This window comes from Sedimenticola thiotaurini (genome assembly GCF_001007875.1).
GTDB classification, from domain to species: Bacteria; Pseudomonadota; Gammaproteobacteria; order Chromatiales; family Chromatiaceae; genus Sedimenticola; species Sedimenticola thiotaurini.
Map to the genome: position 1 here is coordinate 3,193,135 of NZ_CP011412.1, position 26,290 is coordinate 3,219,424.

Annotated in this window: 19 protein-coding genes and 3 tRNA genes; 16 read left to right on the forward strand and 6 right to left on the reverse strand. The window is 56.7% G+C overall.

All coding sequences use genetic code 11. From position 1 onward, the window contains the following. Positions 1 to 10 precede the first annotated feature (10 nt). The 10 genes from birA to AAY24_RS14765 all read left to right on the forward strand — a co-directional run bounded on the left by birA (position 11) and on the right by AAY24_RS14765 (position 10,576). Entirely contained in the window at positions 11 to 994 is a 984-nt protein-coding gene (gene birA, locus AAY24_RS14720; RefSeq protein WP_046860324.1) for a bifunctional biotin--[acetyl-CoA-carboxylase] ligase/biotin operon repressor BirA, read from the forward strand. Between the two features lie 27 nt (positions 995 to 1,021). Further along, entirely contained in the window at positions 1,022 to 1,792 is a 771-nt protein-coding gene (locus tag AAY24_RS14725) for a type III pantothenate kinase (protein WP_046860325.1), read from the forward strand. Continuing rightward, the gene (locus tag AAY24_RS14730; protein ID WP_046860326.1) at positions 1,789 to 2,601 is read left to right on the forward strand and encodes an SPOR domain-containing protein; all 813 of its coding nucleotides are present in this window, start codon (positions 1,789 to 1,791) and stop codon (positions 2,599 to 2,601) included. The genes AAY24_RS14725 and AAY24_RS14730 overlap by 4 nt, the downstream gene beginning before the upstream one ends. A 21-nt stretch (positions 2,602 to 2,622) precedes the next feature. Further along, positions 2,623 to 2,698, forward strand: a tRNA-Thr gene (locus AAY24_RS14735). A gap of 422 nt (positions 2,699 to 3,120) precedes the next feature. Further along, positions 3,121 to 5,199, forward strand: a complete 2,079-nt coding sequence (gene fusA / locus AAY24_RS14740) for an elongation factor G (RefSeq protein WP_046860327.1) — start codon at positions 3,121 to 3,123, stop codon at positions 5,197 to 5,199. A gap of 501 nt (positions 5,200 to 5,700) precedes the next feature. Continuing rightward, a complete protein-coding gene (locus AAY24_RS14745) occupies positions 5,701 to 7,908 on the forward strand; it encodes an EAL domain-containing response regulator (RefSeq protein WP_046860328.1) in 2,208 nt (735 codons plus the stop codon). Continuing rightward, positions 7,901 to 8,284, forward strand: coding sequence for a response regulator (locus AAY24_RS14750; RefSeq protein WP_199930390.1), 384 nt, complete (start codon positions 7,901 to 7,903; stop codon positions 8,282 to 8,284). Before AAY24_RS14745 ends, AAY24_RS14750 begins: the two co-directional genes overlap by 8 nt. Before the next feature lie 62 nt (positions 8,285 to 8,346). Beyond that, a complete protein-coding gene (locus tag AAY24_RS14755) occupies positions 8,347 to 9,111 on the forward strand; it encodes a ParA family protein (protein ID WP_046860330.1) in 765 nt (254 codons plus the stop codon). 144 nt (positions 9,112 to 9,255) lie between these two features. After that, a complete protein-coding gene (ychF, locus tag AAY24_RS14760) occupies positions 9,256 to 10,347 on the forward strand; it encodes a redox-regulated ATPase YchF (protein WP_046861345.1) in 1,092 nt (363 codons plus the stop codon). Between the two features lie 152 nt (positions 10,348 to 10,499). Beyond that, positions 10,500 to 10,576: transfer RNA gene (locus tag AAY24_RS14765), tRNA-Met, on the forward strand. Positions 10,577 to 10,688: 112 nt separating this feature from the next. Here AAY24_RS14765 and AAY24_RS14770 read toward each other — a convergent pair. Next, positions 10,689 to 11,261 (reverse strand): lipid-binding SYLF domain-containing protein, encoded by a 573-nt coding sequence (locus AAY24_RS14770; RefSeq protein WP_046860331.1) that lies wholly within the window; start codon positions 11,259 to 11,261, stop codon positions 10,689 to 10,691. 704 nt (positions 11,262 to 11,965) lie between these two features. On the opposite strand from AAY24_RS14770, the gene AAY24_RS14775 reads away from it, so the two are divergent. Both AAY24_RS14775 and AAY24_RS14780 read left to right on the forward strand, forming a co-directional pair. Beyond that, the gene (locus AAY24_RS14775; RefSeq protein WP_046860332.1) at positions 11,966 to 13,261 is read left to right on the forward strand and encodes an ammonium transporter; all 1,296 of its coding nucleotides are present in this window, start codon (positions 11,966 to 11,968) and stop codon (positions 13,259 to 13,261) included. Positions 13,262 to 13,359: 98 nt separating this feature from the next. Beyond that, positions 13,360 to 14,061: a response regulator transcription factor gene (locus tag AAY24_RS14780; RefSeq protein WP_046860333.1), complete on the forward strand. Its 702-nt coding sequence runs from the start codon at positions 13,360 to 13,362 to the stop codon at positions 14,059 to 14,061. A gap of 38 nt (positions 14,062 to 14,099) precedes the next feature. Here the strand turns inward: AAY24_RS14780 and AAY24_RS14785 are convergent, their stop codons facing one another. Continuing rightward, positions 14,100 to 16,823, reverse strand: a complete 2,724-nt coding sequence (locus AAY24_RS14785; RefSeq protein WP_052761262.1) for a cation-transporting P-type ATPase — start codon at positions 16,821 to 16,823, stop codon at positions 14,100 to 14,102. A gap of 198 nt (positions 16,824 to 17,021) precedes the next feature. Here AAY24_RS14785 and AAY24_RS14790 point away from each other — a divergent pair, with 198 nt between their 5' ends. Continuing rightward, a complete protein-coding gene (locus AAY24_RS14790; RefSeq protein ID WP_046860334.1) occupies positions 17,022 to 18,458 on the forward strand; it encodes an MBL fold metallo-hydrolase RNA specificity domain-containing protein in 1,437 nt (478 codons plus the stop codon). A 111-nt stretch (positions 18,459 to 18,569) separates the two neighbouring features. Here the strand turns inward: AAY24_RS14790 and AAY24_RS14795 are convergent, their stop codons facing one another. Next, entirely contained in the window at positions 18,570 to 22,490 is a 3,921-nt protein-coding gene (locus AAY24_RS14795; protein WP_052761263.1) for a PAS domain S-box protein, read from the reverse strand. A gap of 461 nt (positions 22,491 to 22,951) precedes the next feature. Here AAY24_RS14795 and AAY24_RS19270 point away from each other — a divergent pair, with 461 nt between their 5' ends. Then, complete coding sequence (locus AAY24_RS19270; protein WP_199930391.1) at positions 22,952 to 23,119, forward strand: hypothetical protein; 168 nt, start codon at positions 22,952 to 22,954, stop codon at positions 23,117 to 23,119. Between the two features lie 50 nt (positions 23,120 to 23,169). On the opposite strand, the gene AAY24_RS14800 is transcribed toward AAY24_RS19270, so the two are convergent. From AAY24_RS14800 to ispB, 3 genes are all read right to left on the reverse strand, one after another. Beyond that, on the reverse strand, positions 23,170 to 24,060 hold the full coding sequence (locus AAY24_RS14800) for a metal ABC transporter solute-binding protein, Zn/Mn family (RefSeq protein WP_046860335.1): 891 nt from the start codon (positions 24,058 to 24,060) through the stop codon (positions 23,170 to 23,172). 300 nt (positions 24,061 to 24,360) lie between these two features. Then, a tRNA-Pro gene (locus tag AAY24_RS14805) sits at positions 24,361 to 24,437 on the reverse strand. Between the two features lie 9 nt (positions 24,438 to 24,446). Beyond that, positions 24,447 to 25,415: an octaprenyl diphosphate synthase gene (ispB, locus tag AAY24_RS14810; RefSeq protein WP_046860336.1), complete on the reverse strand. Its 969-nt coding sequence runs from the start codon at positions 25,413 to 25,415 to the stop codon at positions 24,447 to 24,449. A 250-nt stretch (positions 25,416 to 25,665) separates the two neighbouring features. On the opposite strand from ispB, the gene rplU reads away from it, so the two are divergent. Further along, entirely contained in the window at positions 25,666 to 25,980 is a 315-nt protein-coding gene (gene rplU, locus AAY24_RS14815) for a 50S ribosomal protein L21 (protein WP_046860337.1), read from the forward strand. Between the two features lie 15 nt (positions 25,981 to 25,995). Then, positions 25,996 to 26,253, forward strand: a complete 258-nt coding sequence (gene rpmA, locus AAY24_RS14820; RefSeq protein ID WP_046860338.1) for a 50S ribosomal protein L27 — start codon at positions 25,996 to 25,998, stop codon at positions 26,251 to 26,253. The last annotated feature ends 37 nt before the right edge of the window (positions 26,254 to 26,290 follow it).

The window sequence follows — 26,290 nt, forward strand, 5'->3', positions numbered from 1 at the left end:
AGCCGATAGTATGATGAACAGTCGACAACAGCTACTGGCGCTGCTGGCTGATGGTCTGTGGCACTCCGGGGAGGACCTGGCCGGGATCCTGGGGATAAGTCGGGCAGCGGTCTGGAAACATTTGGTTGTCCTGCGGGATCAATTTGGACTGGAAATTCACTCCGTACCCGGGCGGGGATACAGACTGCCGAATAGGTTGGAGCTGTTGGATGCACGACAAATTCGCGCTCAGTTGGCAGAGCCGAGCCATGACTGGATTCGTCATCTGGAGATTCACGACACCATTCCTTCCACCAACAGCTACCTGATGGAAAAGGCCGCCGGTGAGTTAAAGGCAGGGCATGTCTGCCTTGCGGAGCAGCAGAGTGAGGGCCGGGGACGACGGGGTCGACATTGGATTTCGCCATTTGGCCGTAACATCTACCTGTCTCTGTTCTGGGAGTATGGCCTTGCCCCCGCGGCCCTGTCGGGGCTCAGTCTGGCGGCAGGTCTGGCGGTGATCCGCGCATTGCATCGACTGGGAATCGAAGAGGTTGGCCTGAAGTGGCCAAATGATATCTTGTGGAATAATCGAAAGCTGGCCGGTCTGCTGCTCGAAGTTTCTGGAGAGCAGTCCGGGCCCAGTCGTGTTGTTCTTGGCCTGGGTATGAATTTGCGCCTCTCCGAGGATGAAGCCGATGGGATTGATCAGCCCTGGACAAGCCTCGATCAACTGCCTGGTGGGGCCGGACTGTCCCGGAACCGGGTGGTGGCCGTGCTGCTGGATGATCTGGTCAGTGTGCTGTCCAGGTATGAAGAGCAGGGCTTTAACGTCATGATTCCCGAGTGGCGGAAACATGATCTGTATGACGGTAGAAAAGTGCTGTTACAGATGGGCTCACGGCAGATCGAAGGGGTACACCGGGGTGTGGAGGCGAGTGGGGCACTATTGCTTGAGACCGCGGATGGTGTGCGTGCGTACCATGGTGGCGAGGTCTCGCTCCGGCCGGCCTGAATCGCTGACAGATTGGATGGATGCTTTATGAAAAGCAACAGCATACTACTCATAGATATCGGCAATACCAATCTGAAATGGTCGCTGTTGCAGGCGGGAGAGCTATCACCTGTCGGTACAAAAAGTCACCGTGCGGTTGGGGATGATCTCAATCTGCTGGCGAATCAGTGCTGGTCCGATATACCGCCGCCTGATGCCATCTACCTGGCCAACGTTGCGGGTGCCGGGCTGGCATCGGGTCTGAGTGATTGGATGCAGACCCGCTGGGGCAAGTTACCGTCCCTGGTGCAGCCGGTTGCTGAGGCGTGTGGCGTTACCAATGGCTATAGGGATCCCGCCCAGTTGGGTGTGGACCGCTGGTTGACCCTGTTGGCTGTGCGTCGACAGGAGCCCGGGCCGGTTTGTATAGTGGATTGCGGCACCGCGATTACTGTGGATCTGATGGATGGCAACGGCCTGCACCAGGGGGGAATGATCCTGCCCGGACTCTCCCTGATGCGGGAGTCCCTGCTGCAGCAGACCCGGATACCCAGAGTTTCCCATATCGCGCCCGACAGCCTGTTTGGTCGGGATACCGCGTCCGGCGTGGCTTCCGCGGCCATCAACTCGGCGGCGGCACTGATCGAACGGGCCGTTGCGCAAGCGGAATCTGACGGCCATGGGATCCCGAAGCTGATCCTCACTGGAAGCGATGCGGTGCAGGTGGCCGAGCGATTAACAGTAACTTACCAGCTCGACCGGGAGCTGGTTATGAAAGGGTTGGCGGCAATAGCAGAGCGGATGGATTTGATATCATGAAATGGCTTTTTATTCTGCTGTTACTGACAAACTTGGCCATCCTCGGTTGGGGTTTGCAGCGGGACCCAGACCGGGCAATGGCCACCACCAAAGTATCGCGAGATATTGGTGATTTACAGCTGCTGAGTGAGGTTAAGGCCGAACAGCCAAATCCGATTGTGGAGGAGAAAACCGTGGATCCTCAACCCGGTCTGGCGCCGAAACAGGATCTGGCGGCAATCCCTGCTCCCGAAAAGTCACTCGATGTACCGGTGGTTGATAGCAAAGCGGATGCCGCTGTCAGTCAAAGTTCAGACCGCAAGGAGCCGACAGAGCCACCTCCGCCAGTTTGTGGTGCCTTTGGGCCATTCGAGCGGGGCGCAGAAGCCCGTGCAATAGCGGAATCCTTGGTTGGTCAGGGTATGGATGCCTCACTGCGTCGGGAATCCATGGAGAAACCCATAGGGTTCTGGGTGTTGATTCCGCCGTTGTCCAGTCAGCAAGCAGCGATTGAAAAAGTGAAACAGCTGCGAGCCAGCGGCATTGAAGACATTCGGCGTTTTGTGAAAGGCGATTTGAAAGACGGGATCTCCCTGGGGGTGTTTTCCAACAAGAGTAACGCCCAGAAACGCCAACAGGAGGTCGCCAACAAAGGGCATCGCGCCGACGTGGTACCAAGGCTGATCACAGTTCCCAGCTATTGGATTGACTATCGCTCAGATCAGTCCGGGGTCGAGCGGGCGGAAGCCCGGCTCAGGGAGTCTGAGGGGGAGATAAAAAATGAACAATACCCCTGCTCCCGCGTTGTCACATCAGGTGGGATCTTCTAGAATAGGCCCCTCGCTATTTTGGCTGGCGTAGCTCAGTTGGTAGAGCAGCTGATTTGTAATCAGCAGGTCGCGGGTTCGACTCCTGTCGCCAGCTCCATATCTATTTTCCTGTAAAAAGAAAGGTTTTGAAGCGACTGTTGGTGTGATCTGGCCAGGTTAGTCGGTAAATTCACTTCCGGCCGAAGTGCGGCGGGTCGGGCGTAACGCCATTGTCGAAAAAATCTTCCAAATCGCGCAGGAAACTTTAGCACTCAGCCAGAGTTTCAGGTTAGAATAGCCGGCTATTTATGGCTGGGTCGCCTTGTGCTGCCTTAATGGCAGGGATTTAGGCGATTCATCTCATGCTACCACCAGCATCTGGCTCGTTGAACAATTTGTTGTTGGCCTGCAGATCACCCGGGCCTATAACTCAGTTGGGGCGGTTTGGTTGGCGGAGAGTACCGCTATCCAACTCTTCCGGGGAGTCTGTATAGGTGGTCGCCAGATACTATATTTAATGTCTAACCCTAGAGTACGAACATGACAGATCTAAGCCATTACCGAAACATCGGTATCTTCGCTCACGTAGATGCTGGTAAAACAACCACCACCGAGCGCATCCTGAAATTGACAGGTAAGATCCATAAGCTCGGTGAAGTGCATGACGGTGAGTCCACCATGGACTTTATGGACCAGGAGTCCGAGCGCGGCATCACCATTCAGTCTGCTGCTACCTCCTGTTTCTGGAAAGATCACCGCTTCAATGTCATCGACACCCCGGGACACGTGGACTTCACCATCGAGGTGTACCGCTCCCTGAAGGTACTGGATGGCGGCATTGGCGTATTCTGTGGTTCCGGTGGTGTGGAGCCCCAGTCCGAGACCAACTGGCGTTATGCCAATGAGTCGGAAGTGGCCCGTATCATCTTCGTGAATAAACTCGACCGTATGGGCGCCGATTTCTATCGCGTGGTTGACCAGATCAAGAACGTGCTGGGCGCCAATCCGCTGGTCATGGTGCTGCCGATCGGTGTGGAAGATGAGCTCAAGGGTGTTGTCGATCTGCTGACCCGCAAGGCCTGGGTCTGGGATGAGTCCGGCGATCCGATGAATTACGAGTTGCAGGATGTCCCTGCTGATATGGTGGACAAAGTTGAAGAGTATCGCGAGATGCTGGTGGAGACCGCTGTCGAGCAGGACGATGAGCTGATGGAGAAGTACCTCGATGGTGAGGAGCCCTCTATCGAAGACCTGAAGCGTTGCATCCGCAAAGGTACGATCAAGCTGGACTTCTTCCCCACCTACTGCGGTTCCGCTTTCAAGAACAAGGGCATGCAGCTGGTATTGGATGCGGTTGTCGACTACTTGCCCAATCCGCAGGAAGTTGAACCGCAGCCAGAAGTTGACCTGGAAGGTAATGAGACCGGTAAATTCGCTATCGTGACCCCGGATGCACCGCTGCGCGCCCTGGCGTTCAAGATCATGGATGACCGTTTTGGTGCCCTGACCTTTATCCGCATCTACTCCGGCGTACTGGAGAAGGGTATGACGGTGATGAACTCCTTCACCGGCAAGACCGAGCGAATTGGCCGAATCGTCGAGATGCATGCGGACTCTCGTCAGGAGCTGACCCGGGCGCAGGCGGGCGATATCGTTGCTGTCGTGGGCATGAAGAATGTCAAAACCGGTCACACCCTGTGTGATCCGAAAGACCCGGCTACCCTGGAACCCATGGTGTTCCCGGATCCCGTTATCGCCATCTCCATTACTCCCAAGGACAAAGCCGCTGTCGAGAAGATGGGTATCGCCCTGAACAAGATGGTTCAGGAGGATCCCTCCTTCTATGTCGAGACTGACGAAGAGAGTGGTGAGACCATCCTCAAGGGTATGGGTGAGCTGCATCTGGATATCAAAATCGATATTCTGCGTCGTACCCATGGCGTGGATGTGACCGTTGGCAAGCCCCAGGTGGCCTATCGCGAAACCATCACCCAGCGGGTTGAAGACAGCTACACCCACAAGAAACAGTCCGGTGGTTCCGGTCAGTTCGGTAAAATCGACTACATCATCGAGCCCGGCGAGCCCGGCAGTGGTTTCCAGTTCGAGTCAGTGGTTGTGGGTGGTAACGTTCCCAAGGAGTACTGGCCTGCCATCCAGAAAGGCTTTGCCAACAGCATGGAGAAAGGCGTACTGGCCGGCTTCCCCTGTCTGGATGTCAAAGTGACCCTGGTGGATGGTGCGTTCCACGCGGTGGACTCCTCGGCGGTTGCGTTTGAGATTGCGGCCAAGGGTGCCTATCGGCAGTCCATACCGAAGGCTGCCCCGCAGCTGATCGAGCCGATCATGAAGGTGGATGTCTATACCCCGGAAGATCATGTCGGTGACGTGATTGGTGACCTCAACCGTCGCCGCGGTATGATCAAGTCCCAGGATACCGCGCCTACCGGTGTCCGGATCAAGGCCGAGGCGCCCCTGAGCGAGATGTTTGGCTACATTGGTGACCTGCGTACCATGACTTCCGGTCGTGGCCAGTTCTCGATGGAGTTCTCCCATTACCTGCCGTGCCCCAAGAATGTGGCCGAAGAGGTAATCAAGGAGACGCTGGAAAGAAAGAAATAATCAGCGACACCCAGCAAGCCGGGCGGTGGTCACCATCGCCCGGCTTTTTATTGTCAGTAGGTTTTTGCTATCGGACTGGTTTATACCCCATGTGCCGGGATGGTGGTGCTCCATTTGGCTCGAAAGCGGCCTTTTCCGGCAGCCCGGTTATGGTTGATGACCTGTACCAGCGGAATTGTTAACCTTCTCTCGGTGTGCCCACACCATTCGACTATTATTTGATGCTATCCGTTGCTTATGTGTGGCATGTCCGTGCGCGGGTGTTAAAATCCCTAAAGATTTTTTGGATGGGTTCGGGATATGATGAGCCATAAGCTTGCAGAGGCGGACCCGGATCTTGGTGATACACCGGCAGTTGCGTCCGGCTGATAAATAGCATGCTGTTTTTCCCGTGATTCGCCTGGGTCGTGGGGAGGCCTTGGGGATACGAATTTTGACCGCTATAACCATCATCTTAACAAACGGCCTGATTAGGATGCGGGTATCGTCGGGACGTCTTTTATGAATCACGAGTTGGACGCTTCCGCCACAATTCTGACCATTGATGATGAGCCTGCGATCAGGGAGAGTTTCCACCTTTACCTCGAAGATTACGGCTACAGGGTGTTGGAGGCAGGGGATGGCCGGGCCGGTATAGCGCTGTTCGAATCCCACCATCCCGATCTGGTGTTGGTTGATCTTCGCATGCCTGAAGTCGACGGTCTTCAGGTGCTCAACTTCATCGTAAGCCACTCACCCGACACGCCGATTATTGTCGTATCCGGCACTGGCGTTATTGATGACGCTATCCAGGCACTGCGCCTGGGCGCGTGGGACTACATGCTGAAACCGGTTCAGGATCTTTCGGTACTGCTGCATGCGGTGAAGCGGAACCTGGAGCGAAGCCGGCTGATGCGGGAAAACCGCGCATACCAGCAGCACCTCGAAGAGCAGGTTGCGATCCGGACAGAAGAGTTGCAGCATGCCAATGAAGAGATGCGGGAGGCCTATCGGCAGCTCAAACAGAGTGAAGAGAAGTACCGCTCAATATTTGACAGCCTCACTGATGTCTATTTCCAGGTCGACCTGGAAGGCGTAATTGAAGAGCTGTCCCCGTCCATTGCTGACAATCTGGGCTATGAGCGGGAGCAGTTGCTGGGACGTCTGTTTTGGGACTCCTTTGCGGATCCCGCCCATTGTGACAGTCTGCTGGATCGACTGGAACAGTCTGGTACGGTGAGCGACTTCGAAGTGCTGTTGCTGGAACAGGATGGATCGAAACGACCCTGCGCCGTTTCTGCAACCCGGGAGGCTGAATCACCGACCGGTAAGGGGCGCATCTACGGCGTATTCCGGGATATCACCGAACGCAAGCAGGCAGAAGCAAAAATTGAGTATCAGGCGTATTACGATATCCTGACCGATCTGCCCAACCGGAGCCTGCTACTGGATCGACTGGAACTGGCGCTTAGCCGGTCGCGGCGCCACGGCTACACTGGCGCCCTCCTGCTGATCGATCTGGATCGCTTCAAAACAATCAATGATTCACTCGGCCACAGTGTTGGTGATCAACTGCTGTGTGAAGTCTCCAGACGCCTGAAAGGGGTGCTTGGGGAAGGCGATACAGTGGCAAGAATCGGCGGCGACGAGTTCGTGGTGCTGCTGGCCAACCTGGGCCAAAACGGTTCCGAGACGAAAAGAGAGGTCCAGGCCATTGCCGAACGGATCATGCAGATATTGTCGTTTCCGATCCTGATCCGTGATCATGAATTGTACATTACGCCCAGTATCGGCATCACCCTGTTTCCGATGCAGGAGGAGGATGGGGATGCGGTCCTGAAGCATAGTGATACCGCTATGTATCGGGCCAAATCGTCGGGCAGAAACACTATACGCTTCTTTCTGCCGGATATGCAGGCGGAGGCGGATGAGCGTTTGGGGCTTGAGAAGGATCTGCGGTTGGCCATTGCGCACAATCAGCTCAGGCTCTATTTTCAGCCACAAATCGATAGTGACGGCAGCGTTTGCGGTGCGGAGGGGCTGCTGCGCTGGGAGCACCCGGAACACGGGATGATTATGCCCGACCGCTTTATCCCGGTAGCCGAGGAGACCGGCCTGATCCTGCCCATCGGCGACTGGGTGCTGCGCACTGCCTGTCGGTTGATCACCCGCTGGAGTGACGACCATTTCGGCACTCTGCTGCGGCATATCGCCATCAATGTGAGCCCCTGGCAGTTCCGCCAGCCGGACTTCCCTGAGCGGGTGGAGCGGATTTTGGCCGACACCGGTGCGGATCCCCGCTTGCTGGGCCTGGAACTGACCGAGGGCGTGGTGATCGATAATGTTGCCGACACAGTGGAGAAAATGGCCTCTTTCAAGGCGCTGGGCGTGAAGATATCGATTGATGATTTTGGTACCGGTTATTCGTCGCTCGCCTATCTGAAGAAGCTGCCGCTGGATATTCTGAAAATCGACCGGAGCTTTGTTGAAGAGCTGCAGGAGGACGAGAGCAATGCAGCCATTGTGGAGACGATCATCGCGATGGCAGACCATCTCGGGCTGGAAGTGATTGCTGAAGGTGTGGAGACCGAGACGCAGTTGAAATTCCTCCAGGAGAAGGGATGTGGGCGTTATCAGGGCTACTATTTCAGCGAAGCGTTGCCGATTGACGAGTTCGAGGCCTACGTGGCTGAGCGAAACGACACTCATGGAGGGGGCGATCTTGTCTGAGTCGGGCCGCATCCTGGTTATTGATGATGAGATCTCCATCCGGGAGAGCCTGTGTGCGTTTCTGGAAGATTACGACTATCAGGTCGAGTCGGCAGAGAGTGCCGAGGAAGCTCTTGAACGATTGCGGCACGAGATATTTGACCTGGCCATTGTGGATATGCGTTTGTCAGGCATGAGTGGTGATATATTCATCACCAAAGCGATCCGGGTGTTACCGAGTCTGCGCTTTCTGATTCATACCGGCTCGGTGGAGTTTTATCTCAGCGACGAATTGAAGCGGCTGGGTATCAGGGAAGAACATGTCTATCTGAAGCCGTTAAACGATCTGACCATGCTGGCAGAGGGGGTCAGGAAACGCCTGGATGAAGCGGCGTGATCCGTATCTACCCCGGTGCAGTTGCCGGCTCGGCCTGCCGGTGAAATTAACACGGGTTGAGCATGTACAGCATAGCCGTTTTCAATGACCAGAAAAGTGCCGGTAAAACGGCCACAACGATCAATCTCGGACACGCCCTGTCTCTGGCCGGCTACCCGGTGACCCTGGTGGATCTCGATTCTGCCGGTGATCTCTCCAGCGGCCTGGGACTGTTCAGGCCACCGACCCAGGGCATCGACCAGGTGCTGCAGGGAACCGCCACGCTTGATTCGGTAACCATCAGTACCCGGGATACCCTGCACCTGATCCCGGCCGGAGCCGGGCTGGCGGAATTCGAGCGGGAGCAACCATCCGAATCGGAAAGTGGTCTGCGGCTGCGCCAGGCCATTACAGGTGAAACCCCTGACCAGTCGGTGATGATATTCGACTGCCCATCCCGATCCGGCGCCTTGACCGCCAATCTTCTGTTAGGGGTGAATATGGTGTTGATGCCGGTGCCCGGCGATGACGAGGGCGCTGCCGCGCTGCCCCGTCTGCTGGAGACTATTCGGCAGTTTCGCTCGGCCAGAGAGCGGCCGCTGGATTATGCGGTCCTGATGAATCGTATCCCCCAACGACGCCGACTCACCGGGCCGGCCGCGTCAAAGTTTTGCAGCCTGGCCCCTGACCATTTTCTCAGATCTGTCATCTGCCAATCAGATCTGATTGACCGGGCCAGGAGCGCCGGCAGGACGGTGTTTGAATACCGGCCCAACAGTCGTTCGGCGGAGGATTTCAGGCTGCTTGCCCAGGAGTTGGTGAAGCGCATGGGACAGACCGACGGTTAGGACTGGCAGGGGTGACGGGCACCTCCAGAACCGGATCTGTAACGCTTTTGCGAGTGGCAGACGGGGTGATAAACCCGTGGTATGGACTGGCAACTGGCCGCCAATTACCCTATCCTTGCCCTTTTTCTGTTGGGGCGACACAGCATGGGTTTTAAATGTGGCATCGTCGGCTTGCCGAACGTGGGCAAATCGACACTTTTCAATGCATTGACACGAGCCACGATCGCGGCTGAAAACTATCCTTTTTGTACCATTGATCCCAATGTGGGCGTGGTACCGGTTGCTGATCCCAGGCAGAAAGAGCTGGCGAAGATCGTCAAGCCGCAGAATATTATCCCGACCACCATGCAGTTTGTGGATATTGCCGGGCTGGTGGAAGGGGCCTCCAAGGGGGAGGGACTGGGTAACAAGTTCCTCGCCAATATCCGCGAGACCGATGCCATCTGTCACGTGGTGCGCTGTTTTGAAAATGATGACGTGGTGCACGTGGCGGGCAAAATCGATCCGCTGTCCGATATCGAGATCATCAATACCGAACTGGCCCTGGCCGATATGGAGTCGGTGGATAAAGCACTGCTGAAGGCGGTCAAGCAGGCCCGTACCGGTGATAAACAGATTCTGTCACTCAAGGAGTTGCTGGAGTCGGTCAAGGCGCACCTCGATTCAGGTGAGCCGGTGCGCTCCATGTCCCTGGATGACGACCAGAAACTGGCGTTACGGGATCTGCACCTGCTGACTATCAAGCCGACCCTCTATATCGCCAATGTGGCCGACGATGGATTTGTCGACAACCCCCTGTTGACCGCAGTGCAGGAACTGGCGGAACGTGAGGGGGCCGGTGTAGTGCCGGTGTGCGCGGCGATAGAGGCCGAACTGGCGGAACTGGATGATGACGAGCGGCAGGAGTTCCTGACGGACATGGGTCTCGACGAACCGGGCCTTGACCGGGTGGTACGGGCCGGTTATGCCCTGTTAGGGCTGGAGACCTATTTTACCGCCGGCGTGAAGGAGGTGCGGGCCTGGACCATACCGGTCGGGGCCACCGCGCCCCAGGCGGCGGGTGTGATCCATACCGACTTTGAACGGGGATTCATCCGTGCCGAGGTGATCTCCTATGACGATTTCATCGCCTGTCAGGGGGAGCAGGGGGCCAAGGAGGCCGGTAAACTCCGCCTGGAGGGGAAGGATTATGTGGTTCAGGATGGCGACGTAATCCATTTCCGATTCAACGTGTGATGGGGTGATGGCGCAGCCAGGAACGCCCAGGGTCTGGTCTGCCAGCGTTGCGGTTGTTCAGCCGGTTGGTGGCTGGCTGAATAAATTTTATCCTTTGATGCACGTTTGGAATTGACAGTTGGCGGAAGCCCCGGTATATTTCCCCGCCTTCTGGCTACGTAGCTCAGTCGGTTAGAGCGACGGACTCATAACCCGTAGGTCGGTGGTTCAATTCCACCCGTAGCCACCACATATCAAGGCCCCGCGACAGTTACTGTCGCGGGGCCTTTCTATATCCGGATGCGGATGTTTCTCTTTAACTCCGGCTTGCTTGCTGACCGGGGCGCAGATAGGTGCCGTCTTTAACGGCCCGGTTCAAAGCTGAACTTCTGTCCGCCAACACTGGCCTCGGCCATCAGGCCCCCCTTGGGCAGGGTGAAGATTGCCACGCCATTATTGTAATCCGCGTCGGCGGAGGCGCCGGCAGTCACTGCAACGGCGGATGCCTGGGCGTTGAACTCAAAGTTGCCGCTGGTGAAATCATCCAGGGCCCGTTTGTTTCTGAAAAATATGATCTCGGTATAGGCCTGGCCACCGATCTGAAGCCCGATGGTCACCTGGGAGAGCGTCGAGGTACCAATGAAACGACCCTGCCGATATACCTCACCCTCTCCATAAGCTCCACCCAATCCGAAGCCGGCCTTGCCCACCGTGGGGAATACGGCATAGCCGTAGGCTTTGTCGAAGAACAGTTTCAGGCCGGGATCCCGGGCCTTGAGCCGGAAAATCGCCTCGTCTACCCCCCGGTTACCGGTGCTACTCTTGCTGACGCCACTCTCCTTATGAGGGTCCCAGCCGGCCTGGAGAGGCTGGAACAGTGGCGCCAGGATCAGCGCGATCAGGGTACAAAGCGTGGAGATCTTTCTACGATTCATAAACCATTATCCTGTGTTGTTCTGATTAGTTTCGCCATTATTAACACAGAATGGCGGGGATGCAGCGTGCAGGCACCTCATTCGTGAACAGTAATCTGAACGATTTGAATAATCAGGGATGGAAACTTTTCACGATTTGTCGGGTCACTACTATTGATGCCAACGATGTGCAGTGGGCATCAGCGATTGACGTGTACGTTTGTTCGTTTAGGACTCCGCTTCAGGCACTATGTCTGACTTGTAACCGCCCTTGTTGGGCGGTTTTTTTTGGACGGGGATTCGATCCCCGCACCACCACGCCACCCCTGCAAGGTGCAGTGTTCTTCAGCAGCGACAGGGGGCGGCCTTTGACCACCAAAGTGCCTCGTCGAAGGTCGGCCTGCCGGCTGAACTCCCTTTAGTATGCCAATTCCTTCTTTCCCGTCAATCTGCCCATGACCTTCTATCGGTCGGGGGAGAACTGTGCGCTGCACCAGCCTGGTTCTGCGCACGCTTCTGGTGCGTCAATCCGGCCGGCTCGCCCACTAACAGTGCGTTGATCGCCTGATTTTGGGGCGTCATATGTCTAACTTACTGTTTATTAAAGTGATTATTTGTGGGCATGAATCGTGCAATAACCGCCGGAAATTCTATTGACGGTGGCCGAGTCCGGGGTGTTGATAATCCCGGGCGATAGGGCCGAGCTTTAAGCGTGGAGTGAGAAAATGAGAAAACCACTATGGGTCGTGTTTCTTTCAGTATTACTACCGGGGTTGGTTCAGGCGGCGGATACCGGCCTGAATGATGCGAACACCGCCTGGATACTCACATCAACGGCCCTGGTGCTGTTCATGACCCTGCCTGGCCTGGCCCTGTTCTACGGCGGTTTGGTGAGAACCAAGAACGTGCTCTCGGTGCTGATGCACTGCTTCGCCATAGCCGGCTCGGCCTCCATCCTCTGGTTGATCCTGGGTTACAGTCTGGCATTTGGCGAGGGTAACGCCTGGATTGGTGATTTCAGCAAGGTGATGATGGCCGGTATCGGTCGGGAGTCACTGGTCGGCGATATTCCCGAATCACTCTTCATGCTGTTTCAGATGACCTTTGCGGTGATTACCCCGGCACTGATTATCGGTGGTTATGCCGAACGGATGAAGTTCTCCGCCATGCTGCTGTTCAGCTGTATCTGGTTGTTACTGGTGTATGTACCGGTTACTCACTGGGTCTGGGGCGGTGGTTGGCTGCAACAGATGGGTCTATACGATTTTGCCGGTGGTGTGGTGGTGCATATCACCGCCGGCGTGGCCGCCCTGGTCGCGGCCCTGGTATTGGGGCCGCGCAAGGGCTTTCCCACGACCGCCATGCCGCCACACAATCTGCCCATGACTGTCACCGGGGCCGGCATGCTCTGGGTGGGCTGGTTTGGATTTAACGGCGGCAGTGCCCTGGCGGCCAATGGGGACGCTGCCATGGCCATGCTGGCTACCCATATCGCTGCGGCCACGGGTGCCATGACCTGGTCCATGATCGAGTGGAAAAAGTTCGGCAAACCGAGCGTATTGGGGGCGGTGACCGGTATGGTGGCAGGGCTTGGCACCATCACCCCCGCGTCCGGTTTTGTGGGGCCGGGCGGGGCATTGATTATCGGTCTGTTGGCCGGAAGTGTCTGTTTTGCGGCAACACAATATATCAAGCGGGTACTCAAGATCGATGACTCTCTCGATGTCTTTCCCGTGCACGGTATAGGCGGCATCATGGGAACGCTGCTGGCCGGGCTGCTCTCCTCACCGGATCTGGGGGTGTTCAGCGGTTTTGGTTTTGCCGACGGAATCAGCAGCATGGGCGGGCAGTTCGGTGTCCAGCTGACCGGTGTGCTGGTGGCTATCCTGTTTACCGGCTTGGCTTCCTATCTCATTCTGCGGCTGGTCTCCTTGGTGACCGGCGGCCTGCGTGTGACCGAGGAGCAGGAGATTCAGGGCCTGGATATCGTCAGTCATGAAGAGTCCGGTTACAACTATTAAGCGGGTAATTGCGGGGGGTGGCTTAGCCTGCCCCCTGTGAAGTGATAAGATGGGCTGAATACTCTGTTAAACCAGGTTACCGTTTTGCGAGGTCAGCCGTGCGTATTGCCGTATTGGAAGACAATGAGGATCAGCTCAAGGTGGTCCAGCTTTGGTTGGAAGGGGCGGGGCATCACTGTCACCCCCATACAGAAGCGGCCGATTTTCTACGCACCCTGAAGCGGAGTAGTTTCGATCTGCTGATGATCGACTGGGAGTTGCCCGTGTCGTCCGGTATTGAGGTGCTGGGCTGGGTGAGGAAGCACATCGACTGGCACATTCCCGTCCTGTTCATGACCGCGCGGGATTCAGAGGCCGATATTGTGCATGCCCTGGAACAGGGGGCGGATGACTATATCATCAAGCCCGCCTCCCAGGTGGTTACCTTGGCGCGCATTAACGCTTTGGCGCGCCGTCTGGGCAATCCGGAACGTCTGCAGACGTTGCTCTCCTTTGATGATATTTCCATTGATGTTGAAAAGGGTGAGATTCTCCAGGGCGGACGCCGCTGTGAACTGACGGAGCGGGAGTTCAAACTGGCGGTGATGCTGTTCAACAACCTGGGCCGAATTATCTCCAGGGATCATCTGCTGGAGGATATCTGGGGTATCTCGGCTGATATCGCCACCCGAACCGTGGATACCCACGTCAGCCGGTTACGCCAGAAACTGCAGTTGACGCCCGAACACGGCTGGCAGTTGAAAGCGATCTATCAGCACGGCTACCGGCTGGAGTATCTGGGCAACTCCTCAGCGGCCTGAACCGGTGCCGAAGCACCGGTTCTGCCAGGTTTTATCGGCTACTGGAAAAATCGCCTCACCACCCACTTTTCGATCTCCACGACGAAGAACAGCGTTGCGCCTGCGGCCAGAATCCGCAGCCAGGCGTCACTGTCCAGTGGGGCGGAGTGGAAGAACAGTTGCATCACCGGTAGGTAGGTGTACAGCAGCTGGAATATGGAGACGATCAGCACGGCAATCAGCACATAACGGTTACCCAGCAGGCCTTTCCGGTTCAGTATGGGGGCGGTGATATAGCGGGTGTTGAACAGGTAGAAAATCTCCGCCACCACCAGGGTGTTGACCGCCACCGTACGTGCCACCTCGATACTGGCACCGCTCTCCCGCTCCCAGATAAACAGGCCAAACGTGGCCAGTACCATCAGTACCGAGACAAACAGGATGCGCCACACCATGAAGGGGGAGAGTAAGGAGTCCTGGCTGTCACGGGGGCGGCGCCGCATGATATTGGCTTCCGCCGGTTCGAATGCCAGGGAGAGGGCCAGGGTGACAGCGGTAATCATGTTGACCCAGAGGATCTGTGCCGCGGTTACCGGTAACAAGCGTCCCATGGCGATTGCGGCCAGGATAGTCAGTGCCTCCCCGCCGTTGGTGGGCAGGATGAACAGAATCGATTTCTTGATGTTGTCGTAGACCGTCCGACCCTCTTCGATCGCCTTGACGATGGAGGCGAAGTTGTCATCCGCCAGGACCATCTCGGCGGACTCCTTGGCGGTTTCACTCCCCTTGATGCCCATGGCTACGCCGATGTCGGCACGCTTCAGGGCAGGGGCGTCATTGACCCCGTCACCGGTCATGGCCACCACCAGTTCATTACCCTGCAATGCCTTTACCAAGCGCAGCTTCTGTTCCGGGCTGGTGCGGGCAAATACATTGTTATCAAGGGCCTTCTGGCTGAGCATCGCCTCGTCCATCGATTCCAGCTCGGCCCCTGTGAGTGACCGGTCGGGGTTGCTGATGCCCATGTTGCCGGCGATCGCTCGCGCTGTGGCTACATGGTCTCCGGTGATCATCTTGACCTGGATGCCGGCGGAGTAGCAGCGTGCGATCGCTTCAATAGCCTCCGGGCGTGGCGGATCGACAATACCGATCAGCCCGATCAGGATCAGGTCGCCGTCCACGTCCTCGAAATTGAGCGACTGCTGTACCCGGTCAACCGGCCGCATGGCGATGGCCAGGGTGCGCTGTCCGCGGGCCGCGATGGACTCGGTCTGGGTAGCCCAGAAGGCCGGGTCTATCGGTTGTGTGCCCATGGTGGTGATCTGGCTGGTACAGCGGGGCAGGATCGCCTCAATGGCCCCCTTGATGTAGATACAGCCTTGGTCGGTGTGGTCATGGTGCAGGGTGGCCATGAACCGGTGTTCCGATTCAAACGGGATTACGTCGGTTCGCGGCATCTGTTCAAGCAGTAGTGTCTGGTCAAATCCTCCCTTCATGCCCAGCACCACCAGTGCTCCCTCCATGGGATCGCCATTCAGTTTCCAGTTGCCCTCCTCCTCGGTCAGGGTGGCATCGTTGCAGAGCATGGCAGCCCGGCAGCAACTGCTCAGCAGGGGATGGTTTGTATCCATGGGGTTGCCCTGTTGGTCAACGAACTGGCCGTGTGGGTCGTAGCCGTTGCCCTCCACCTCGCAGCTCCCGTCGGCAAATACCAGCGACTGGACCATCATCTCATTGCGGGTCAGGGTGCCGGTCTTGTCCGAGCAGATCACGTTCACCGAGCCCAGGGTCTCCACCGCCGGCAGGCGCCGGATAATGGCGTTCCGGGCCGCCATGCGCTGTACGCCGATAGCCAGGGTGATGGTGATAATGGCGGGCAGTCCCTCCGGTATGGCGGCTACCGCCAGGCCGACTGCAGCCAGGAACATCTCCTCCAGGGAGTTGTCATGTACCAGTACGCCAAACAGGGCGGCTATCAGGGCGATGCCCAGGATGGCGATGGAGAGCCGGCTGGCAAACTGGGCCATCTGTCGGGTCAGCGGGGTGTTCAGTACCTGCACCTGGGCCAGTAGTGTACTGATTCGGCCGATCTCGCTCAGTTCGCCGGTAGCCACCACCAGGCCGGTTCCCTGGCCGAAGGTAACCAGTGTGCCGGAATAGGCCATGCAGTCCCGGTCACCCAGAGAAGCATCGATATCCACGGGGTCAACGCTCTTCTCCACTGGCAGGGATTCACCGGTGAGCATCGCTTCGTCGACGCGCAGGTTGCGCACGCTGATCAGCCGCAGGTCGGCCGGAACCCGGTCACCGGACTGGATGAATACCAGGTCGCCGGGGACAATCTGCTCCGCCGGCAGGGTAAAACGTTTCCCGTCCCGGATTACCATGGCCTGGGGTGACAGCATGTTACGAACTGCTTCCAGGGCCCGCTCGGCTTTACCCTCCTGGATAAAGCCGATAATCGCATTGATGATAACGACACCGAAAATAACCCCGGAATCGATAAAATGACCCATGGCAGTAGTGACTGCCCCGGCGACCAGCAGAACGTAAATCAATACGTTCTTGAACTGCTCGAGGAAGCGCACCAGTGCGCTGCGTGCTGCCGGTGGATTGAGTCGGTTGGGGCCATATTTCTCCAGGCGCTGCTCCACTTCCGCGGCGGTTAAACCCTGTTCACAGCTGGAGAGTTCCTGTAAGGCTTCGCTCACCGGCTTGGCATGCCAGGTGGTGGGGGTTGCGTCAACTTCAGTGTTCTTTTTCAGCTTGGTATCGACGGTCATATTTTGGTGCCAATGATCAGATAAATGGATTCTTTACGTGGCGGGCTAAAATGGCCTACCCGAATGATGATACAACTGCCGCCATTACGGATTGACAGGCGTCAACATTTGGTCCTGGTTGTCGGACGGCATCCGGTATCTCGTATAAGATTGTTTTAAATGGTTTTGGTTCTTGGTTTATGACCCCTGGGCGGATGTATGACGACACTGACATTTCTGGGTGCGGCACAACGGGTAACCGGTTCCTGCTACCTGATCAGAAACGGGCAACAGCAGATTCTGTTGGAGTGCGGCATGCTGCAGGGGGAAAACAGCAACGGCAAGCGGGGTGGCAAGCGAAAAAAATCCAACACAACCGGGAACAACGGGAGCCATTTTCCGTTTGAAGTGGCGGATATCGATGCGGTCGTCATCTCCCATGCCCACCTGGATCACTCCGGTATGCTGCCCTTGCTGGCCAAACAGGGCTATCAAGGCCCGATCTATATGACCCGGCAGACCCAGGCGCTGCTGCCGACCATGCATAAGGATGCCGCTTTCCTGCAGGAGAAGGATGCGGAGTGGGAGAACAAGCGCCGGGCCCGGGCCGGTAAAAAGGCCGTGGAGCCTCTCTTCAATACGGCGGACGTGGAGCTGGAACTGGGGCTGTGTCAGGGCATGGCCTACGGCGAAGAGGCAGAGATTCTGCCCGGTATCCGGCTCTGTTTTCGTGAAGCGGGGCATATTCTGGGCTCAGCCATTGTGGAGCTCTGGTTCGATGACAAGGGGGATACCCGCAAACTGGTCTTTTCGGGGGATCTGGGGAACAGTCAGGCACCGCTGATGCGGGATCCGGCCATCATCACCGAGGCGGATCTGTTACTGATGGAATCCACCTACGGCAATCGGGATCACCAGCCCCTGGAGCAGACCCTGGATGAGTTCCGCGCCGCTCTGGATGAGGCGGCCGATAGCGGTGGCAATGTGCTGATCCCTTCCTTTGCTGTGGGCCGTACTCAGGATCTGATCTATCACCTGGGGCAGCTTTACCACGCAGGGCAGTTGAAGCAGAACAATATCTACATCGACAGCCCCATGGCCACCAGTATCAGTGAGATCTATGAACAGAACACCCGGCTGTTCAATAAGGATGATCCGGAGTTCCGCCAGATCATGACCCATGACTGGCAGCAGTGGCTGCCGATCCTGCGCTTTACCCGCAGCGTGGAGGAGTCGATGGCGCTGAACAAGATCGCCGGCGGCGCCATTATTATTGCCGGCAGCGGTATGTGCCACGGTGGGCGTATCCGTCACCATTTGAAATACAACCTGTGGCGCAAGAACACCCACCTGATCATCGCCGGTTTCCAGGCCCGGGGCACCCTCGGGCGACTGTTGGTGGATGGGGTGAAGAAGGTGAAGATTCTCGGCAGCGAGATAGCCGTGAAGGCCCAGATTCACACCCTGGGTGGCTTCTCCGCCCACGCCGGGCAGTCCCAGTTACTGGAGTGGGCCGGCCATATGCGTAAATCCATGCCGCGTCTCTACCTGGTGCACGGGGAGAGTGAAAGCATGCTGGCCCTGCAGAAACGGTTCATTGAAGAGTTCAACTGGGACGCCTCTATTCCGACCCTGGGTGAAATAATTCACTTCTAGGGGGCAGATGGCCGGTTTGCTGGCCTTGTGTGCGCCCTGGAGGCGTGTGAATACGCCTCCAGGAGGGTTCTGCCCAGTGGGTCGGTTTTTCCCGTCTGGTCCGATGGGCCATCAGCCCAGGGGGGCATCCGGAAGGGCAGGCCGCTGGCTCACGAGCTGGTCGAGCCGGGTAAGGCCACTGGTGAGCATGAGTTCTATCACGTCGGCAGAAACCGGTTTGCTGTACAGGTAGCCCTGTCCCTCCTGGCAACCGGTCTGTTTCAGAAAACTGGCCTGTGCCTCGGTCTCCACGCCTTCGGCAATGACGGTGAGTCCCAGACTCTTGCCCATGGCGATTATGGCGTCCGCGATAGCCATGTCATTGCGGTCACCGGGAATATCGCGCACGAACGACTGATCGATCTTCAGCTTGTGGATCGGCAGCTGTTTGAGATAGCTGAGCGAGGAGTAGCCGGTGCCGAAGTCATCGATCGCCAGGGTCAGTCCCAGGTCACGTAGTGCCTGTAACTGGGGAATGGCGGCTCCACCCTGCTGCATGATAAAGCTCTCCGTGACCTCCAGCTCCAGGTGCTCGGTCTGTAGCTGGGTCTCGTCCAGTACGGCCATCACTTCATTGACCAGGTTTCCCCGTTGCAGTTGGGGACCGGCAATATTGACTGCGATGCGGCCAAAGTCGAGCCCTTGCTGCTGCCACAGCTGACCCTGCTGACAGGCGGTTTTAAGCACCCACTCGCCAATCGGATGAATCAGACCGGACTCCTCCGCCAGCGGAATGAACTTGGCGGGTGAGATGGTCCCCAGTTCCGGGTGGTTCCAGCGCAGCAGGACTTCCAGGCCGATTACCCGGTCAGTTTGAAGATCGTATTGGGGCTGATAAAGCAGGCAAAGCTGCTTTTCATCTATCGCCTGGCGCAGGTTGTTTTCCAGCAGCACCCGTTCGAAGGCGTTGCGGGTCAGCTCCTCGGTGTAGAACTGGTAGGTGTTACGCCCCTCTTCCTTGGCCCGATACATGGCCGAGTCGGCGTTGCGCAGCAGGGTGCTGGGGTCCTCGCCATCCTGTGGGCAGATGCAGATGCCGAGACTGGCTGTGACACGTATCGAGTGCTCAACCAGCTGGAATGGCTCGGCAAAAATGGCCGTCAGCTTCTCCGCCGCGATACCCGCATTCTCCGGTTTGCCGATATCCTCCAGCAGCAGTACGAACTCGTCTCCGCCAATCCGGGCCACTGTGTCGTCCTGCCGGGTGGCCTGTAACAGCTTTTGTGATACCTCCTGCAGTAGCTGATCCCCTACCGGATGGCCCAGGCTGTCATTGATGTGTTTGAAGTTATCCAGGTCGAGGAAAATCACCGCCAGCAGGGAGTTGTGGCGTTGTGCATGCTTGACGGCCTGTTCCAGTCGCTCATTGAGCAGCAGACGGTTGGGCAGGTCAGTCAGTGCATCATGGTGACCAAGGTGGTCCAGTTTCTCCTGGGACTGCTTGATATGGGTAATGTCAGCGAAGATGCCCACGTAGTGGGTCAGGTTCCCTTCGGCGTCCACCACCCGGTTGATGGTCTGCCACTTGGGGAACAGCTCACCATTCTTGCGGCGATTCCACATCTCGCCACGCCAGTGGCCGGTCTCATTCAGGTTGCGCCACATGTCGCGAAAGAAGCTCTGGTCATGGTGTCCGGATTTGAAAATACGGGGATTCTTGCCGATCACCTCTTCCCGGGAGTAACCCTGAATACGGGTGAAAGCTTTATTCACATCCAGAATCCTGGCATTGGCGTCGGTAATGATCACGCCTTCGTCCGTGTTCTCGAACACGCTGGCGGCCAGGCGCAGCCGTTCCTCTATCTGTCGGGTATGGGTCAGGTCATGCATGCTGATTAACATGCCGGTGCTGGTGCCGGATTCGTCCCGCAGCCGTTTTATTTTGACCTCGACCGGTTTTTTGTCCGGATTGCGGGTGTCGTTTTCGTCCAGGGTGAAGATGCTTTCGGTGCCGTCTATGAGTTTACTGCAGATGGGGCACCTATGGGCCCCACCGTCCGGATGCAACATTTCGGTGATGGGCTGGCCCAGGCTCTGCTCCGGCTCCAGCCCGGTCATCTGGTAGAACGCCTTGTTCGCCTTTAACAGCTGAAGATCCGTATCCAGCAGATAGACGGCATCGTCAAATTGATCCAGGGCCTGGGTCCATTCCGAGTTGGCCAACGCCAACTTCTGTTCCACCCGTTTTCGATCAGTAATATCCCGTCCCAGTATAATCAGTCCACGCCGTGTGCCGTCATCAAGGTGCAGGGGGACTTTTATCACATCGTAGATGGCGGTAGTGCCGTCCATCCTGGGAATGGCCTCTTCGCAACGTAACGTCCTCCTGTTTCTCCAGGCCCTTTCATCACTCTCCTCGCAGGCAAGGAATGCCTTTCGATACATGGGGGCGGTGAAATCGGCCAGCTCCGAATCGGTCTTGCCCCGGTAATCCACACCAGTCAGCGCAAATAGCTCCAGGTCGGCGTCGTTAGCTTGCAGCCAGCGCCCCTGGCCATCCTTGAAACAGATGATGTCCGGGGTGGCGTTAATCAGGGTGCGTAGCTGCGACTCGCTCTCCTGTTGTGCCGCCTCTGCCTGTTTGCGTTCGGTAATATCGACCGCTACAGCGATGTGATTGGTTGGCTCCTCGTCGGGGTGCCAGGTCGGGGATACGGTGAGATTACACCAGATGATGGAGCCATCCCGGTGGATGTAGCGCTTTTCCATCTCAAACTGGTCTATCTCGCCGGTCAGCAGCAGATCCAGGTTACTTTCATCCCGTTGATGGTCTTCGGGGTGGGTGATCTGTGGAAATGTCTTGCCCCCGGTCATCTCTTCGCTTGTATAACCCAGCATGTCGCAGTAACGCTGGTTGATGCGCAGAATACGTCCGGTTTTGGAATCGATCAGGGCGACCCCTACCGCCGCCTGTTCAAAAATGGTGCGAAAACGCTTTTCACTTAATAACAGTTCCTGGCGTGCCCGGTATTGATCGGAGATCTTGCGGATAATAAGGATCAACTGCTCCTTGTCCGGAAGTTTTATCAGGCGGGCTTCGTAGTGATGTTCCACGCCCCTCACGGTCAGGTCATACTCGAACACCTGCATTTCGTTGGTTCTAAGGGTCTGGTTGATCCTGTCTTCCAGCAGTTGGGACAGGGACTCTGGCAGGCTCTCCCGTAACGGTCTGCCAAGGAACACCTCTGGTTCAACATAGAGCTCGTCGACGCTTTGTGTCCGGTAGTCCAGCACGGTCCCATCCGGCGCCAGTCTGAAATAGATATCCGGCAAGGCCTGGAACAGCGTTTGCAGTTCAAGTTCTTGTGCCTGGAGGTTGCGCAGCCCCTCCTTGATCTCCTCCTCTGCCTGTTTGATCTGGGATATGTCTCGCCCTATACCGAAAACCCCCTCGATTTTGCCCTCGATGATCAATGGTCCCTTGGTGGTCAGGTAGGGCCGGGACTGGTCTCTGGTGAACAGAGTTTCATGGACAGTTCGGGTCTCCTTCGATTCCAGAATGTGTTGGTCATCCTGGCGGAACCTTTGTGCCAGATCTTCCGGAAACAGCTGGAAATCATTTTGACCGATGATCTGCTCCATCGGCATGTCCAGCAGCCTCGACAACGCCGGATTGGCCACCAGATAACGCCCCTCCAGATCCTTGATGAAAATGACGTCACTGGAGTTCTCGGTGATTGAATTCAACAGCCTAAGGGTGCGGACGCGGTCCGCCTGCAAGGCCTGACCCCGTTGCATGGAGATGGCCACCTGGCCCACCAGTCGCCTCATCAGCAGGTAAAGCAGCAGTGAAGTGGCCAGTATGAACAGCCAGCCTTTCAGGGTGCTGGCGATATTGATCGCCTCCGGTGTCTCCAGCAGCCTGCTCACCAACATGTCAGAAAACAGGATGTAGAGCATGGAGAGCAGGGCGTAGATCAGGACAATCTTCATGACCCCTGCACCGCTGAGATTGCTTTCCCGGAGGTTGGTGTAACGCTGTTCGGATTTCATGCAGCGAAAATAGGCCTGTAAAAGGGCAACTGTAATCCTATTTTTTAACGTGTATTGCCCGAAGTTAATTCTATTGCTGGGGCGGTTCAGCGCGTCCGTTTATCACTGATCTGTATAGGGACCGCCCTGGCAGCCGTTGTAGTTGTCACGGGTACTGATGGGGCCTGGTCGTTATTGTTCGTCATTCATGGGCCCCGACTGACAAATTAAAGTATTCAAGGCTGCCCAATATAGCGTCAATCTTGAGCGAACCTTGAACTATATAGAGGGTATCGTGGATGTATCGATCCGGGCAAATCAGGATAAGAGATGATTGTCCTGGATCAGCCCCGGGGGCTGCGTTTGTGCGCTCGATGATGGCTGAACCCGTTGCAGATTACCGGGTCTGTTCCGGGATGAGCCGATGACAGTAATCAAGAAAGTACATCGCTAAGGAGTCAGTACTCACTTCGATTAGAGTAGTGATTGTAGCAGATTTTTATTTTTATGCGGATCTGCCCGCTTTGCTGCCGACTCTCCCGCAGGTGGGTAGGCGATCGGTGAGCATTTTTCTGTTTTTTGATCGGCTGGCAGATTTTTCCGGGCAAAAAAAACCGGCGGTGACCGCCGGTGACAACGTGCAGGCTTGATAACTGCTGTGATCTGATAAGCCCGGTTTATGGATGCGGTGGTGGACGATTCAGGTCCGGTTTTTCTGCTGGGCCGTTCTATCTGCAATCGTTTTTGTCTTCTGATCGCAGCTGGTGATAAAGCCCGCCTGACGCTGCATCATCTGGAAATAGAGCTCCGCGCCCGGTTTAAGGTTGCTGCCGTAGAGGTCAGATATGCCGGCGTCCGGTTGGTCCTGGCCTACTTTCATAAAGTTCTGGCAACCGGCGATGTAGCTCTCCGTTGCATCGGCGCTAGCCAGGGTGATCTGTTGGCTACCATACAGGTGGTAGCGCCAGGCCAGATAGGTCGGCACGGAGTCGTTAATGCCCAGGGATCCGCGATAGGGAGCCAGTGTTTCAGCCAGCTGCCTTCCCATCTCCTTGATTCGGGTGAGCAGTTTCACTTCGTTTTTCAGATAGGTATCGGCATTGTCCGGATCCAACTGCACCAGCTTGGGGGTAATGTGACGTACCGCCATTGCCGCCAGTTTCGGGTCTGCCCAGAAGCCCAGATCGCTGTAATCCTGGCGGGCATCCGGCATCAGCAGTTGCCCGGGGATATCGGCCGATTTCGGCAACAAGGGAAGATGATTTGACAGCGCATACATGTTCCGCTCCATGGCGGGAAATTCATTCTGTACGGCACGGGAGATCTGCTTTTCCAGGCCGGCACCAACCCAGATCACCATATCGGCTGCGACCAGCTGCAGTTTCTGGGACGGGGTCAGGCTGGCCTTGTCTACTTCTCCGCCCTCCATCAGGAGTACGGGGTCAGCGACGCCTGTCATCAGGCCACTGACCAGGGAGTGCAGAGGGGGGATGCTAACCACGACCCGGGGGGCCGCCATGGTTGTGGATGCAAAGATCAGTAGCGTAAGGGACAGGGCCAGGTGTCGGTAACCGGCTGTTATAATTTTCATACTCCACCTCCAGGGATGTCTTGTCTGACAGATCGCAGTGGTGGAATTTAAGATGATCCGGGGAGCCTTTAATAGCATAAATAGGGGGATAACCGGGCTGGGAGTCCTACAGAGTGAGAAAAATAGGACAAATCCCGCAATATCGGACTATTGCTGGGTTTTTCGACGGATTTTAAGGGGCGTTAAATATCCGCTAATTTGCCCCGTGCAGAGGGCATGCTTTGTGGCGTGGGTACAGGGGGGCGGGGAACTGCAATACTGCGTAATAAAAAGGCCTGCATGCGCAGGCCTTGCTATATCTGGTCGGGGTGAGAGGATTCGAACCTCCGGCCCCTGCCTCCCGAAGGCAGTGCTCTACCAGGCTGAGCTACACCCCGTAATCGTTTTTAGCTCCTGCGTCTGACAGAAAAGTCGGCCAGGGCAGCGAGTGCGTCGCGGAAAGGAGATTCGGGAACTGCTTCCAGGGCCTGCTTGGCCTTGTCGGCTTCCTCCGCGGCGAGGCGCGCAGTGTACTCGATAGCATCGGTTGATTCAATGGCCGCCATGACAGTTTGTATATGTTCCCGGCCACCTTTTTCTATAATTTCCCGCAGCGTGGCGCGCTGCTCGGGGGTGCCTACCTGCATGGCGCGCAGAATCGGTAGGGTTGGTTTGCCCTCTTCCAGGTCGTCGCCGATATTCTTGCCAATCTCTTCGCTGGATGTGCTGTAATCGAGGGCGTCATCGATAATCTGGAAGGCGATTCCCAGGTGCAGGCCATAATCGGCGATCGCCTGCTCCTGCTCTGGTGTGGCATCCGCCAGCACCGCGCCAAGCCGGGCGCCGGCCTCGAACAGGGTGGCGGTCTTGCGCAGGATAACCTCCCGATACTTCTCTTCGGTGGTGTCCGGGTCGTTGCAATTGAGCAGTTGAAGCACTTCACCCTCGGCGATCAGGTTGGTGGCGCGGGCGAGCACTTCCATTACCCGCATCCGGTTGATATCCACCATCATCTCGAACGAGCGGGTATAGAGGAAATCTCCCACCAGCACGCTGGCCGCATTACCCCAGACCGCGTTGGCAGTGTCCCGGTTGCGCCGCATATCGGACTCGTCCACCACATCGTCGTGCAGCAGGGTGGCGGTGTGAATGAACTCGATTACCGCTGCCAGGTCCACATGTTCCTTACCCTGATAACCCAGCGCCCGGGCAGCCAGCAGTACGATCATCGGGCGCAGCCGTTTGCCGCCACTGTTAATAATGTAGTGGCCCACCTGATTGATGAGTACCACGTCCGACTGGAGCCGGTGCAGGATCAGGGCGTCGACCGCCTTCATGTCTTCCGCTGCCAGCTCGCGGATTGCGCTCATTTCCATGGGGATGTCTTAAACTGCTTTAGTTTTAGGGTAATATTTCAGGAGTGGAGCATGCTAGGAGCCTACCATGGTGCTGTCAAGCACGGCCGCTGATAGTCGTTAAATGCCAGGGTGGCTGGGCGGTGATTTTAGTCTTTTTTTCTGTGGAGTGATTGACCTGTGTCGCTGGCACGGGTAGAATTCCGCCTCTTTCGTTGGCGCGTCTGTCTATTTGCGCGCCGAAATTAGCAGATTTTTGCGGGGATTTGGTATGTATGCCGTAATTCAGACCGGGGGTAAACAGTACCGGGTTTCCGAAGGCGACACGGTTAAAGTCGAAAAGCTGAGTGCCGAAGAGGGTGCTACGCTTGACCTTGATAAGGTCCTGATGGTCGCCAACGGCGAAGATATAAAAATTGGCACCCCCTATGTGGCCGGTGGCAAGGTTACCGCCACGGTTAAATCCCATGGGCGGGGCAAGAAAGTGACGATCCTGAAATTCAAGCGGCGTAAACACCACATGAAACGTCAGGGGCATCGTCAGTGGTACACGGAACTCGAAATTACCGGAATCAGCGCAGGCTGAGGGCAGGGTTAGGCAATGGCACATAAGAAAGCAGGCGGTAGTACACGTAACGGCCGCGATTCAGAGTCAAAACGTCTTGGCGTCAAAGTGTTCGGTGGCCAGTCCATCAACGCCGGCGGCATCATCATTCGTCAGCGTGGCACTGCTGTGCACAATGGCGTGAACGTTGGTCTGGGCAAGGACCACACACTGTTTGCCAAGGTGGATGGTGTGGTGAAGTTTGAAACCAAGGGTCCGAAAAATCGTCGCTACGTCAGCGTGATTCCGGCCTGATCGCGCCACCGCTCTAACAGCTATAAAAGGCCTCGTC

Excerpts from the sequence above, each read along its gene's own strand:
- birA (WP_046860324.1), top strand. The coding sequence starts at position 11 with ATGATGAACAGTCGACAACAGCTACTGGCGCTGCTGGCTGATGGTCTG.
- AAY24_RS14725 (WP_046860325.1), top strand. The coding sequence starts at position 1,022 with ATGAAAAGCAACAGCATACTACTCATAGATATCGGCAATACCAATCTG.
- AAY24_RS14730 (WP_046860326.1), top strand. The coding sequence starts at position 1,789 with ATGAAATGGCTTTTTATTCTGCTGTTACTGACAAACTTGGCCATCCTC.
- fusA (WP_046860327.1), top strand. The coding sequence starts at position 3,121 with ATGACAGATCTAAGCCATTACCGAAACATCGGTATCTTCGCTCACGTA.
- AAY24_RS14745 (WP_046860328.1), top strand. The coding sequence starts at position 5,701 with ATGAATCACGAGTTGGACGCTTCCGCCACAATTCTGACCATTGATGAT.
- AAY24_RS14755 (WP_046860330.1), top strand. The coding sequence starts at position 8,347 with ATGTACAGCATAGCCGTTTTCAATGACCAGAAAAGTGCCGGTAAAACG.
- ychF (WP_046861345.1), top strand. The coding sequence starts at position 9,256 with ATGGGTTTTAAATGTGGCATCGTCGGCTTGCCGAACGTGGGCAAATCG.
- AAY24_RS14770 (WP_046860331.1), bottom strand. The coding sequence starts at position 11,261 with ATGAATCGTAGAAAGATCTCCACGCTTTGTACCCTGATCGCGCTGATC.
- AAY24_RS14775 (WP_046860332.1), top strand. The coding sequence starts at position 11,966 with ATGAGAAAACCACTATGGGTCGTGTTTCTTTCAGTATTACTACCGGGG.
- AAY24_RS14785 (WP_052761262.1), bottom strand. The coding sequence starts at position 16,823 with ATGACCGTCGATACCAAGCTGAAAAAGAACACTGAAGTTGACGCAACC.
- AAY24_RS14790 (WP_046860334.1), top strand. The coding sequence starts at position 17,022 with ATGACGACACTGACATTTCTGGGTGCGGCACAACGGGTAACCGGTTCC.
- AAY24_RS14795 (WP_052761263.1), bottom strand. The coding sequence starts at position 22,490 with ATGAAATCCGAACAGCGTTACACCAACCTCCGGGAAAGCAATCTCAGC.
- AAY24_RS14800 (WP_046860335.1), bottom strand. The coding sequence starts at position 24,060 with ATGAAAATTATAACAGCCGGTTACCGACACCTGGCCCTGTCCCTTACG.
- ispB (WP_046860336.1), bottom strand. The coding sequence starts at position 25,415 with ATGGAAATGAGCGCAATCCGCGAGCTGGCAGCGGAAGACATGAAGGCG.
- rplU (WP_046860337.1), top strand. The coding sequence starts at position 25,666 with ATGTATGCCGTAATTCAGACCGGGGGTAAACAGTACCGGGTTTCCGAA.
- rpmA (WP_046860338.1), top strand. The coding sequence starts at position 25,996 with ATGGCACATAAGAAAGCAGGCGGTAGTACACGTAACGGCCGCGATTCA.